Here is a 12,397-nt window from a genome sequence, read left to right on the forward strand (position 1 = left end):
GGCAAACACCGCAGAATTTTTTAATTAATGTTATGATTAACATCAAACAATTTTATTAATGTTTATGGGAATAAAGTGAAAAGTAACTTAAAAAAAGTTTACCTCGTTGGTGGTGCAGTGCGCGACAAACTGCTAAATATAAAATCTAAAGATAACGATTATGTAGTGATTGGTGAAACACCAAAAACGATGGAATCGCTCGGTTTTGTACCAATAGGTAGCGACTTTCCGGTTTACTTGCACCCAAAAACAAAAGAAGAATATGCACTTGGGCGCACAGAGCGTAAAAGCGGCAAAGGCTATACTGGCTTTGTGGTTGATGCCAGCCCAACAGTGACGCTAGAAGAAGATTTAGCAAGGCGTGATTTAACCATAAATTCAATGGCGCTTGATGAACACGGTAATATTATTGACCCGTTTAATGGCCAAACTGACTTACAAAATAAAACACTGCGCCACACCACTGAGGCATTTGTAGAAGACCCTGTTCGAGTATTGCGTATTGCCCGTTTTTTAGCGCGCTATGGCAGTGATTGGCGTATTCACCCAAGTACGTATGCATTAATGCGCGAGCTTAAAAATAAAGGTGAGCTAAATCATTTAGTACCTGAGCGCGTGTGGCTTGAAACTGAAAAAGCACTGGGTGAAAAGTACCCTGAGCTTTATTTTGAAGCACTGCAAGGCTTAGGTATCTTTCCAGAACTTGAGCGCATGGTTAATGTACCGCAACCGGCAAACCATCATCCTGAAGGTGATGTATTTGTACATACTATGCTGGTACTTAGGCGTGCAGCCGATTTAAATTTTAATTTAGAAACACGTTTTGCTGCACTAACCCATGATTTTGGAAAAGCGCTTAGTTTTAAAAAATATGGAAACCTACGTGGGCACGAACGCGAAGGTGTTGCAGTTATTGAGGCGTTTTGTGAGCGCTTAAAAGTGCCTAACCGTTTTCGCGATGTTGGCGTACTCACCAGTGATAATCATACCCTTTGCCACACGATTGATCAGTTAAGGCCGCAAACCATTCACAAGCTAATAGTGACTAGCTTAAATGCGTTGGTACACCCAGAACGTTTTATAGCGTTTACCCAAGCATGCCAATGCGATGCACAAGGGCGTGGTGAAACACTTGTTGATAAGCCATACCCGCAAGCAGCTAAGCTGCGAGCAATTCATACTGAACTGCAAAAAATGGATAAGAAACTGGTAGTGCAAAATGCACTTAAAAATGGCAAAAAAGGCCCTGAAATAGGCGAAGAAGTAAAACTTGCAGAAATAAACTGCATTAAAGCATTTTTAGAACGTGAGAAGTCTCAATCGTAATAAAGTTAAACTAAGTAGTGCGATACGCCTTGGTTTTTAGTCGCGTCGTGCTTTCTTAGCTCTTTGTAGTTTGTACTTTTTGGTTTTACATTTTCAGACTCAGGTTTTTTAGAGGGCCTGTATAAGTCAAAAATAAAGTCTAGTTCTTCACGCTCTAGTGATGGTTTCATGAGTATTCCTTCAATTTAATACTTTAATGTGATGTAGGGTATGGTCATTCGACTGAATTAAAAGTGAATAGTTACATTTGAAGTTGTACTAAATTGTAACCGGCAGGTTTTGAGGGATGAGAGGGGTTTATTTGTTAATTTATATGGAGTTAAGGTAAATTAAAATAACTCTTTTTAACTAAAAATATACAGCTGAATTTAATTTATTACGTACTTACTATTTGCATATAATGCTGTGGCTATAAATATAACGGTACAAATATAACGGTATAAATACAGCCTTAACCATTTACTAACGGCAGTGTTACGGTAAATACGACACCATCACCTTGTTCGTTGTTTTGCGCTGTTACACTGCCTTTATGGTAGTCGCACACCAGCCTTACAATATAAAGACCTAACCCCAAATGTGGCTGTTGCTGCATTTGCTGGCTACGTACCGACACCATAGAGTCAAAAATATGCTCAGTTAATCCTTCGGGTAACGCGGGGCCTGTGTTACTCACTGTTAATATTGCTTTATTTTCGCTCTGCTTAAGGCCTACATTAATAGCCGTATTGGCTTTGCTGAACTCCAGCGCGTTATTAATAAGTTTATCAAGCAGCTGAGCTATAAACTCCGGTGCACCTTGCATAGGTAATTTGTTTTGGCATACATCAAGCGTAAATAACTGGTTTAGGTAAGTAAGCTGATAGCCTTGCATGCAGCCATTTATTACTTTTTGTAAATCAAAAGGCTCAGACTCGTTGCTTTGAATACTCTGCTCAAGGCGAGTGGCTTCGCTCATGGTGGTTATTATTTTACCTAAGCGTTCAACGCCTTCACTGGCGCGATCAAGGTATTTTTGACTCAGCTCGTTTTGTGGCAAGCTTTGTAAGTTTTCAAGTGATGAGCGTACTACGGCAACAGGCGTGCGCAGCTCATGTGATAACCGCGACGACATATTCTCTAAGTAATCGGTATAGCCACCAAGTCGGCTCACAATGTTTGAAAAACTACGAGACAGATCGCCAATTTCATCGTTAGCATCGCTGTAATTAATACTGCCGGTAACACGCCCTTGTGCATCAATTGCTTGTTCAGCTGTATCGCGCAGCCGCCTAATTCGGTTCGATATACGTGAGGCAAAAAAGAACAGTGTGACAGTACCAATTAGCATCACAGCTAAAATAACGTTAAAGAGTTTTTCGAGTGACTTATTACGCAGCGTACGTACGCCATTTGTGGTTTCGTCTGCTATTACCGCGCCAATTACTTGGTCTTGAATCCAAATAGGGTAAGCGGCCGATAAAATAACGGCTTTACTGTCGGGTGTTAATCGCCAAGACGATGCTGGTTGTCCTTTTAATGCTTTAGCTAAATGTGTGCCCTGCATAGAGGCTACATCGTGCAGGGTATCTAAAAACTCATTTTCGGGGCGCGTTAATATTTTATAGTAAATTGGGTGCAAGTAATTTTGCTCAAAGCGCTGCCACCACGTCTCGGGAGCTTGGTTAGCAAGCCCATCAGCCCAAACGCCATCTGCATTTTGAATAGTACCCGACTGCGCAAGTACGCGATGGTGGTTATCGACCACCCAAATGCGGCTACCACTGTGGCCCATGCCTTTTAAAATACGGCTAATTTCTGGAGAAGGGACTAATACAGAGCCTAAATCGTTTGGGTTATTTAAGTTTGAGGTCGACATTATTTTAGGCTCTAACAATGCCTCTTTACTATCAATGTCAACAATGGCAAAGCCAAGTTTGTTGCCCAGCATGTTAATAGGAAAGCGCAGCTCTACGTTATAACCTGATTTGGTACTTTCAAAATAGCCCTGAATTTTTGTAAAAGGGGCTTTGGTATTTGCATCAAACGCATTAACCCAGCCATCTTGCCGCGGCGCAATAATGTAAGTATTAAACTGACCGTCAGGCGTTTTTAGGCCAATTTGTAAATAATCGTTATTGGTAATGCTTAAGCTATTTTTAGCGCGATAAATAAGGGTATTGTCGGTTACCTTAAATACGGCGTATAAGTAGTTATCAAATTTTCCCACCATATGATCAAACGATAAGTCACTGGCTTGATGCTTGTTATCTGTTTTTTGTAAGTAGCGCTTATCGTAATGCCAAAATAGCGGTTGGTAGCTGTCCCAATCGTTAAGTTTACCGTCGAGCTGAATAGGGTTTTTAAGATTATAAGCGTATAAATCGCGCCCTTTTACTACTTGGTCTAAAAAGTTGGTTTGCTCGTCAAATAATGCAGGGCGCTCATGTAATGCAGTAGCAAGTGCTCGAGTGGTGCCTACGAGGGTTTTTTCTTGGCCTTGGCGTAAAAACTTTTCCATTTCCCACACGTACTCGTAGCCAAGCCACGGTAGCAAAAACAAAAAACATGAAAGTAATATAAATTTACTGCGCAGACCAAATCGTAGCATTAGTGTTGTTCCCACCGATAGCCCATGCCATACACGGTATCTATGCAATCAAAGGCGCTGTCGAGTGCTATAAATTTTTTACGAATACGTTTTACGTGTGAAGTAATGGTGCTGTCGTCTACATAAATTTTTGCATCGCTCATTAATTCGTTACGGCTTTTAACATGGCCTGGTCGCTGGGCGAGTGAATACAGCATCCAAAATTCGGTTACGGTTAAATCAACTAATTGTTGCTGCCAAAATACCTGCATACGTTGCGTGTCGAGCGTTAACTGCCCGCGTGTTATGAGTGCATTTGCATCAGCAGGTTGTTCAAGTGCTTCCATTCGGCGAAATAGCGCACCAATACGCGCAGCCAAGTGAGCCAAGCTTATGTCTTTTGTTAGGTAGTCGTCGGCGCCCATGCGCAGGCCGCATACGGTATCTATTTCGCTATCGCGGGCGGTTAAAAAAATAATAGGCAGTGTTTTAGAAAGCGATCGCAATGTTTGGCACAGTAAAAAACCACCATCTATTTCATGGCCTAGGCCAATATCAACAATGGCTAAATCGGGCAGGGCATTTTTAAATGCAGCTTCAGCGCTAGCGCGATCTGCAAAGCCACTCACTTGGTAGCCCTGTAAGCTCAGCATTTCAATGTAGTTTTCGCGGATTGCGGGTTCATCTTCGACGATGGCTATTTTTTTCATTCTAATCATTATCCTATTGCCTCTGTAGTGCACTATATCGAAGTTTTTAAGCTAAGTACGCTTAAAAAGGCAATTGCCATTTTTTTGCCACAATTGCTCAGCAGTTTGCCATTTTTGATCCCCTTTATTGCCACTTGAGCTTGTTTTAATACACCCATCAAAACAAAACATCATAAATTAAAAAGTAAGTTTAAGGATCAAATCATGAAGAAGACATTAATCGCGTTAACACTCGTTGCTAGTTTTTGTACTCCAGCAATTGCCTCAACATCTAACACGCCATCAAAAGAAGCCCATAAAGAAACGGCTATTGGACTAGGTGCAGGCGCTATTATTGGCGGCGTAGTGGGTGGGCCTATTGGTGCGTTTATTGGGGCATTTGCCGGTGGCTTAATAGGCGATTCAAAAGTAGCTGATAACAAAATTGCTGAGCAAGAGCGTGCCATTACGGTTATGAAAGAAAAAACCAGCGATTACCAACACGTGCTTAATCACAACAATATGTTAGAGCAACAGCTAGAAGTGCTTGCCAATCAAAATGAGCAGTTAACTCAAGTTCAAATTAATAACTTATTGGCGATGACGGTACAATTTAAAACAGGTTCAAGTGTTGTTGCCCCGCATTTTGCACTGCAGTTAGACCAGCTCATTACCTTGTTAAACAACCAACCACAACTCGCAATTGATTTAAGTGGCTTTGCCGATCAGCGCGGCGATGAGCAAGCCAACCTTTTACTTTCTAAAGCGCGTGTAAATGCCGTGCAAAGCTATTTAATAAAACACGGCGTGAGCCATAAACGCTTAAGCACGCAGGCATTTGGCGAACAGCAAACATTGGCTAACAGCAACACGGTGGAAGATAACTTTTTTGATAGACGCGTAACGCTTACCACTCGCTCAATGTACCCAGCAAATGGCCAAATGGCGAGTAACTAAACCTAACGGAACCTAAGTAAAGCTAAGCGTTCGATGGAGTGATTTTATGTTGAGTAAACCAACCAAAATGCTTACTAAAGTAAGCATTTTTATATTCATAGTGATTGTGCTGTTAGCTAGCTTTAAAAGCCATGCGCAATCACCCAAGTTAGAGCTTTTTGATAGCAATGGTGCGCCAGCAGGGCCAGCAATAATATTAAAAAGCGATGCCAATATGACCTTAACCGGCCTGATTAATCATGTTGTAGTAACGCAGACCTATCAAAACGAAAACCCGTTTGCGGTTAATGCGCGCTATGTTTTTCCACTGCCAGATGAAAGCGCCGTACATGCTATGACCATGCACATTGGTGAGCGAGTTATTAAAGGCCAAATTGATAAAAAAGTGGAAGCTGAAAAAAAATACGAGGAGGCTAAAAAAGCAGGTAAGCAAGCAGCCCTTGTACGCCAGCAACGCGCCAATATGTTTATTACGAATGTGGCGAATATTGGTCCTGGTGAGCAAGTAATTATTGAGCTTGAGTATCAAGAAATAATTGACTACAGCAGCGGCACATTTGCTATTAGGTTTCCTACTACCATTACACCGCGTTATCACGCGATTAGTGGTGAAGTTGAAGTTAGTACTCAAAATAAAGCGCATGTTAATCCGCTCCCAACGGGATGGTTAAGCCCTGTTTACAGCATTCAAAACATCACTCAAAATAGTACTCAAACTGATAACGTACCAAGCAGCCAATTTAGCTTAAACATTGATATAGACGTAGGCTTAGAGCTGGTGGATATCAATTCTAAATTTCATAATGTTGATGTACAAAACACAGCATTTGGGCAATATAAAATAGCGTTAAATGAGAAAAATGCAGTTAATCGCGACTTTGTACTTGAGTTTAAACCGCTACAAAAAGAGCAAGCTCAAGCCGCATTTTTTACTCAGCAGTTTGAAAATGGTGACCGATACGGGCTTGCTATGCTAATGCCACCGGGGGATCACTTTACACAAACTCAGCGCTTACCTCGCGAAATGGTATTTGTAGTTGATACGTCAGGCTCTATGCACGGGCAATCTATGGAGCAAGCTAAAAAAGCCTTGTTTTATGCACTGTCATTACTTGATAGCGACGACAGCTTTAACATTATTGGTTTTGACAACATAGTAACTCCAATGAGCGATAAACCACTTATAGCCAGCGACTTTAATTTACGCCGCGCAGAGCGATTTATTTATAGCCTAGAAGCCGACGGCGGCACAGAAATACAAGGTGCGCTTAATGCCGTACTTGATGGCAGCGAGTTTGATGGTTTTGTACGCCAAGTTGTATTTTTAACTGATGGCAGCGTAAGTAATGAAGACGCATTGTTTAAAAATATTCAAAGTAAATTAGGTGATAGCCGCTTATTTACAGTGGGTATTGGTAGCGCATCTAACAGCTTTTTTATGCGCCGAGCGGCAGATGTCGGTAGGGGCTCATTTACGTTTATAGGCAGCACAAGCGAGGTGCAACCTAAAATGCAGCAGTTGTTTGATAAGCTTGCACATCCGGCTATTACTAATTTGGCGCTAAGCGATGAAAGCGGTAACAGCTTAGATTTTTGGCCGTCACCACTGCCTGATTTATATTTTGGCGAGCCTATCATGGTCGCTATAAAACTTAATAATGCTAAAAGTGTGGTACTTGCTGGGCAAACAGCACAAGGGCCTTTAAGTATTAAATTAAGTACACAAAATAGCTCAAGCGCTCAAGGTATAGCAAAACTGTGGGCGCGCCAAAAAATCAAGTCATTACTTTTATACAACGAGCAAAGTACCGTTAAAGATGAAGTACAGGAGCTTGCGCTTACTCATCAATTACTTAGCCCGTTTACTGCTTTTATAGCGATTGAACAAACTCAAATAAAAGAAGTGGCAGAGCAAACGGCGCAAGCTACTAATGCAGTACCACAAGGTATGGCGATGCGTTTACCGCAAACCGATGGGCAAAGCAGATTACATATATTGCTAGGATGTATTTTATTACTCGGCTATGGCGCTCTTAAAATAAACCGATCATTTAAATTAAGCAGGGCACGTAAATGAAAAAGTGGCTAAGCGCGGGCTTACTAATCGCTGGGCTTGGATTATTTGGCCACGGTGCTTATATGCAGGCAAAAGCGTGGCTTGCTCAAGTATTAATTGAGCAAGCATGGCAAGAGGCGCTTAAATCACCCAACACTAAAGTAAAACCGTGGTATTACGCAGACAGTTACGTTACTGCAAAGCTTAATTGGCCAAGCCACAATAAAATTTTAAGTGTATTGGCAGGAGCGAGCGGGCGTAACTTAGCATTTGCGCCAAGCCAATTTTTACCCGCGGGGGCGCTTGGTGGTAAAGAGTTTGGTAATAGCAAAGGCGCGCTAATAGCAGGGCATAACGACACCCACTTTGCATTTTTACAAAACGTAAAAGTGGGGGAAGCGTTTACTTTGCAGCTGCAAAGTGGGGTGATACAAAATTATAAAGTAACGGGGATTGAGGTTATTCATCAATCCCAAAACACATTTTTACAAACACCCGGGCTGTATTTGCTTACCTGTTACCCTTTTGATTCGCTTGCCTTGGGTACTGATTTAAGATTGCTTGTATCTGCGCAAATGTCTTCGCCCGATTCGCTAAGCGGTATATCAACCACAAGTTCTTGATGGCGCTGGCTTACCATTACACCAATAAATACCACAAATATGCTCAGCCATTGCCAAACGTTGAGCACTTCGCCCAAAATAATAGCTGACAAAATAAGTGTAAAAATAGGAATTAAATTAGAGTACGCAGCCGCGGTTAATACCGATACTTTGCTAATAGCATAATTGTACATGCCGTAGCCGCCAAGGGTTACACACGAACCTAAATATAAAATACTCATAAGCGCGGTTAAGTCGTGTTGGTTTTCGCTTGGTAGGTCGATAAAAAACAAAAACGGCGCAAAAAACAAGCTGCCGCTAATACCTTGCAACGCAATTAAAGTCAGGGGCGAGTAGCGATTAGCTAAATGTTTAATACTTACGGTATAAAATGCAGCGCACACCATCGCCATAAGCTCTAAAAAGTTACCCAACAGCGGATTAGGTGCCTGCTCAGAATTGGGTGAAAGAAGAGTAAGTAAAATACTGCCGCCAATACATAGCGTAAAACCGACCACGATGGATTTACTTATGTATTCTTTAAGCAATAAAAAGGCAAGTAGCGCAATAATAATAGGCAAGCACGACACAATAACACCCGCCTGTGAGGCTGACGTATATTCCATTGCATGACCTTCAAATAAAAAGTACAAGCAAGGCTCAGCAAGCGACATACCCACTAAATACTTCCAGTCACCTTTTAAATACTCAAACCGAATAACGTAGCGCCATAAACAAAGCGACAAAACTAACGTGGTGAGCATGCGTAAAAATATCACCAAGGCAGGGTCGTAAATGGCAATGGCATATTTGAGCGCAATAAAAGAGCTGCCCCATAAAAAGGTGGCAATAATTAGACATAAACTGGCAGGCATAGAGAGTAATTTACATAATTTAATAAAATCAGATCCTAGCATGAATATTTTTAACTTGTTCAAAAATACCGAGCTGGTATAAATTAATTCATCTTTAATTAATCAGTAGTAAAAAACACATGCAAAGGGAACAGGTAATAGTTGTAAAGCTTGGTACAAGCGTACTTACTGGCGGCACCGATAAACTAGATAAAGCACATATGGTTGAATTAGTACGCCAATGCTGCGAGCTTAAAAAGCAGGGGCATCAGGTTATTTTAGTATCGAGCGGCGCGGTTGCTGCTGGGCGCGAACAACTATTAAAACCCTGTGGCAGAAGCTTAATTGATAAACAAATGCTTGCTGCAATTGGACAAGGTCAACTTATTCATATTTGGCAGAGCTTGTTTGCTTTATATGGGGTAAATGTGGGGCAAATGCTGCTTACTCGCGCTGATGTAGACGACAGAGAGCGCTACCTTAATGCCCGCGATACACTCAATGCATTATTAAATTACGACGTTGTACCCATCATTAACGAAAATGACGCAGTCGCTACCAGCGAAATAAAAGTAGGCGACAACGATAATTTATCGGCACTTGTCGCTATTTTGGCTAATGCTAATAAGTTACTGCTACTTACCGATCAAGAAGGGTTATTTACCAGCGATCCGCGCACAAACGCCGATGCCACCCTCATTGGCGAAGTAACAGATATAAACGATGAGCTGCGCCAACTTGCTGGTGGCAGTGGCACAAATTTAGGCACCGGCGGTATGGCGACTAAACTGCAAGCCGCCGACATTGCAAGGCGCGCAGGTGTAGAAGTTATTATTGCTAAAGGTGCAGGTAAAAACGTTATTTTAAAATGCATGAGTGACGAGTTACCAGGCACGCGTTTTTTAAAACTCACTGCTCCAAAAGATGGCCGTAAAAAATGGTTACTAGCCGGGCCAAAAAGTAACGGCCAAATTGTTATTGATACAGGTGCTATTGGCGCCCTTCAAAATAAAGGCGCTAGCTTACTCGCTAAAGGCGTTACTAATGCATTTGGACGTTTTGAACGCGGTGATTTAATTGATTTAATAGATAATAAAAATCAAGTGATTGCACGGGGCTTAACGCGCTTTAGTAGTACCGAGGTAAATAAAATAAAGGGTGCGCACTCTAGTCAAATAGGCCTATTACTCGATTACGATAGTGGCGCAGAAGTACTTCATAGGGATGATATGGTATTGCTATAGAAGCACTTTTAGTAAATTAAATTACTTGAGTGTAATTCTCGCAGTATTACACTTTTTTGATTGTAAATTTGTGCTAAAATCTGGCTCCTTAAATTGTTGTAAGCAGAGCACAGAACATGAAATTAGTTCGTTGGTTTTTAGGTTGTATAATCTTATTCTTTAATTTTGTATTTACTCCTCGCAGTAAAAAGCGTGCAAGCGACGAGCAAGCACAGCTTGATCAGCAAACCTCACAATTTAAACTGTATCAATTTAAAGCATGCCCGTTTTGTGTAAAAGTGCGCCGCGCCATTAAGCGTGAAGGCTTAAACATAGAAACGCGTGATGCGAAAAATAATGAGCAATATCGTCAAGAACTACTAGAGCAAGGCGGCAAAGTTAAAGTACCTTGCCTGCGTATAGAGCAAAACGGTCAAGTACAATGGCTTTACGAATCAAACGATATTATTGCTTACTTAAACAAAGTAGCTGCATAAACCACTTTTATTATCTCACTTATTTAAAGAGAATATACCATGACAATTCGCACCCGTGTTGCCCCGTCGCCAACTGGTGACCCGCATCTTGGCACCGCTTATATCGCCTTATTTAACTACTGTTTTGCTAAACAACAAGGCGGTGAATTTGTACTTCGTATAGAAGATACAGACCAAGTACGTAGCACGCCAGAGTCTGAACTTGCGATTATGGATAGCCTACGTTGGTTAGGGCTTGAGTGGGATCATGGTCCTGATGTGGGTGGCGAATTTGGTCCTTACCGTCAATCTGAGCGTAGCGATTTATATAAAAAATACGCGCATCAGTTAGTTGACGATGGTAAAGCGTTTTACTGCTTTGCAACAAGCGAAGAGCTTGATCAAATGCGTGAAGAGCAAATGGCAGAAGGCCTACGCCCTAAATATGACGGTCGTGGTTTAAACCATACAGATGAAGAAATTAAAGCAAACTTAGCTGAAGGCAAACCTTACGTTATACGTATGAAAATCCCAAGCGAAGGCACATTTAAGTTTAACGACTACCTACGTGATGAAATTGAGATCCCGTGGGAAAACGTAGACATGCAAGTGCTATTAAAAGCAGATGGTTTCCCAACGTACTTTTTAGCGAACGTAGTTGATGACCACCATATGGAAATTAGTCATATTTTCCGTGGCGAAGAGTGGATTAACTCAGCACCTAAGCTGTTAAAGCTTTATGAAGATTTTGGTTGGGAAGCGCCAGTACTTGGTCACTTACCGTTATTACGTAACCCAGATAAATCAAAGCTGTCTAAGCGTAAAAACCCAACGTCTATTAATTACTATAAAGAAATGGGCTACCTGCCAGAAGCCGTGCTTAACTACTTAGGCCGTATGGGTTGGTCAATGCCTGATGAGCGTGAAAAGTTCACACTTAATGAGATGATTGAAAACTTCGACATGAAGCGCGTATCGCTTGGTGGTCCAGTATTCGACGTAGATAAATTAAGCTGGTTAAACGGCATGTGGATCCGCGAAAATCTAACCGACGAGCAGTTAATTCAGCGCTTTGTTGATTGGAAGTTTAATGGCGAAATGTTAGCTAAAATATTACCAGAAGTTAAAACACGTATTAATACGCTGTCGGATATGGTTGAGCTTGCAGGGCACTTTGTAGGTGGTATTCCAACTTACGATCCTGCGCTATTAACAGCCGGCAAAGCAGACGAAAATGTGATTCGCCAAGCGCTACAATTTTTTGTATGGCAGCTTGAAGGCTTGCGTAGCTTTGAAAAGCCCGCTATTTTTGCAATCGCAAAAGAAGTTGCAACATTCCATGAGCTAAAAATTAAAGACTTTTTAGAGCCAATATTTGTCGCAATTACTGGCAAAACATCAAGTACGTCAGTGCTTGATGCAATGGAAATATTAGGGTCTGACTTATCACGCGCCCGTTTACGTGTAGCACTTGCTCATTTAGGTATTTCTAAAAAGCAGGCTAAAAATATAGAACGTGCGTACCGCGAATACCCAAGCGCATAATTACTAAAATGCACTTATAAAAGCCGAGCTTATTAAGCTCGGCTTTTTTGTGTCAGATAGTTTTATATAAGGGTCTGTTGTTCTTTCAAGGTTGAATTTA

11 protein-coding genes are annotated in these 12,397 nt (G+C 41.5%); 7 read left to right on the plus strand and 4 right to left on the minus strand.

Translation table 11 applies throughout. The features are described 5' to 3' along the window. The first annotated feature begins 75 nt into the window (after window positions 1–75). On the plus strand, window positions 76–1,326 hold the full coding sequence (locus tag CXF76_RS08280; protein ID WP_101163427.1) for a multifunctional CCA addition/repair protein: 1,251 nt from the start codon (window positions 76–78) through the stop codon (window positions 1,324–1,326). A 5-nt stretch (window positions 1,327–1,331) separates the two neighbouring features. Here CXF76_RS08280 and CXF76_RS20710 read toward each other — a convergent pair whose 3' ends face one another. The 3 genes from CXF76_RS20710 to pdsR all read right to left on the minus strand — a co-directional run bounded on the left by CXF76_RS20710 (window position 1,332) and on the right by pdsR (window position 4,605). Further along, window positions 1,332–1,496: a hypothetical protein gene (locus CXF76_RS20710; protein WP_007581574.1), complete on the minus strand. Its 165-nt coding sequence runs from the start codon at window positions 1,494–1,496 to the stop codon at window positions 1,332–1,334. A 281-nt stretch (window positions 1,497–1,777) separates the two neighbouring features. Continuing rightward, window positions 1,778–3,916, minus strand: coding sequence for a proteobacterial dedicated sortase system histidine kinase (gene pdsS, locus CXF76_RS08285; protein WP_101163428.1), 2,139 nt, complete (start codon window positions 3,914–3,916; stop codon window positions 1,778–1,780). Then, window positions 3,916–4,605 carry a proteobacterial dedicated sortase system response regulator gene (gene pdsR / locus CXF76_RS08290; RefSeq protein WP_101163429.1) on the minus strand — a complete coding sequence of 230 codons (690 nt, stop codon included), beginning with the start codon at window positions 4,603–4,605 and terminating at the stop codon, window positions 3,916–3,918. Before pdsR ends, pdsS begins: the two co-directional genes overlap by 1 nt. 204 nt (window positions 4,606–4,809) lie before the next feature. On the opposite strand from pdsR, the gene pdsO reads away from it, so the two are divergent. Genes pdsO through CXF76_RS08305 form a run of 3 tightly spaced genes read left to right on the plus strand, consistent with a single transcriptional unit; the run spans window position 4,810 to window position 8,220 of the window. Next, window positions 4,810–5,541, plus strand: a complete 732-nt coding sequence (gene pdsO / locus CXF76_RS08295) for a sortase-associated OmpA-like protein PdsO (protein ID WP_101163430.1) — start codon at window positions 4,810–4,812, stop codon at window positions 5,539–5,541. Window positions 5,542–5,587: 46 nt separating this feature from the next. Continuing rightward, on the plus strand, window positions 5,588–7,618 hold the full coding sequence (locus CXF76_RS08300; protein ID WP_101163431.1) for a marine proteobacterial sortase target protein: 2,031 nt from the start codon (window positions 5,588–5,590) through the stop codon (window positions 7,616–7,618). Next, the gene (locus tag CXF76_RS08305; protein WP_101163432.1) at window positions 7,615–8,220 is read left to right on the plus strand and encodes a class GN sortase; all 606 of its coding nucleotides are present in this window, start codon (window positions 7,615–7,617) and stop codon (window positions 8,218–8,220) included. Before CXF76_RS08300 ends, CXF76_RS08305 begins: the two co-directional genes overlap by 4 nt. Here CXF76_RS08305 and CXF76_RS08310 read toward each other — a convergent pair. Beyond that, window positions 8,115–9,074, minus strand: a complete 960-nt coding sequence (locus CXF76_RS08310; RefSeq protein ID WP_101163433.1) for a DMT family transporter — start codon at window positions 9,072–9,074, stop codon at window positions 8,115–8,117. The two genes, CXF76_RS08305 and CXF76_RS08310, sit on opposite strands and share 106 nt — an antisense overlap. 119 nt (window positions 9,075–9,193) lie before the next feature. Here CXF76_RS08310 and proB point away from each other — a divergent pair, with 119 nt between their 5' ends. The 3 genes from proB (at window position 9,194) to gltX (ending at window position 12,297) form a co-directional block, all read left to right on the plus strand. Continuing rightward, entirely contained in the window at window positions 9,194–10,297 is a 1,104-nt protein-coding gene (proB, locus tag CXF76_RS08315) for a glutamate 5-kinase (protein WP_101163434.1), read from the plus strand. 116 nt (window positions 10,298–10,413) lie between these two features. After that, window positions 10,414–10,773, plus strand: coding sequence for a glutaredoxin family protein (locus CXF76_RS08320; protein WP_077535797.1), 360 nt, complete (start codon window positions 10,414–10,416; stop codon window positions 10,771–10,773). A 39-nt stretch (window positions 10,774–10,812) separates the two neighbouring features. Further along, window positions 10,813–12,297 carry a glutamate--tRNA ligase gene (gene gltX, locus CXF76_RS08325; RefSeq protein WP_007581594.1) on the plus strand — a complete coding sequence of 495 codons (1,485 nt, stop codon included), beginning with the start codon at window positions 10,813–10,815 and terminating at the stop codon, window positions 12,295–12,297. Window positions 12,298–12,397 lie beyond the last annotated feature (100 nt).

This window comes from Pseudoalteromonas sp. 78C3, from assembly GCF_002836695.1.
In the GTDB taxonomy this organism is placed as follows: domain Bacteria; phylum Pseudomonadota; class Gammaproteobacteria; order Enterobacterales; family Alteromonadaceae; genus Pseudoalteromonas; species Pseudoalteromonas arctica.

Bases quoted from the DNA above. Each gene is read 5' to 3' on its own strand.
- CXF76_RS20710 (WP_007581574.1), bottom strand. From the start codon at position 1,496: ATGAAACCATCACTAGAGCGTGAAGAACTAGACTTTATTTTTGACTTA.
- pdsS (WP_101163428.1), bottom strand. From the start codon at position 3,916: ATGCTACGATTTGGTCTGCGCAGTAAATTTATATTACTTTCATGTTTT.
- pdsR (WP_101163429.1), bottom strand. From the start codon at position 4,605: ATGAAAAAAATAGCCATCGTCGAAGATGAACCCGCAATCCGCGAAAAC.
- pdsO (WP_101163430.1), top strand. From the start codon at position 4,810: ATGAAGAAGACATTAATCGCGTTAACACTCGTTGCTAGTTTTTGTACT.
- CXF76_RS08300 (WP_101163431.1), top strand. From the start codon at position 5,588: ATGTTGAGTAAACCAACCAAAATGCTTACTAAAGTAAGCATTTTTATA.
- CXF76_RS08305 (WP_101163432.1), top strand. From the start codon at position 7,615: ATGAAAAAGTGGCTAAGCGCGGGCTTACTAATCGCTGGGCTTGGATTA.
- CXF76_RS08310 (WP_101163433.1), bottom strand. From the start codon at position 9,074: ATGCCTGCCAGTTTATGTCTAATTATTGCCACCTTTTTATGGGGCAGC.
- proB (WP_101163434.1), top strand. From the start codon at position 9,194: ATGCAAAGGGAACAGGTAATAGTTGTAAAGCTTGGTACAAGCGTACTT.
- CXF76_RS08320 (WP_077535797.1), top strand. From the start codon at position 10,414: ATGAAATTAGTTCGTTGGTTTTTAGGTTGTATAATCTTATTCTTTAAT.
- gltX (WP_007581594.1), top strand. From the start codon at position 10,813: ATGACAATTCGCACCCGTGTTGCCCCGTCGCCAACTGGTGACCCGCAT.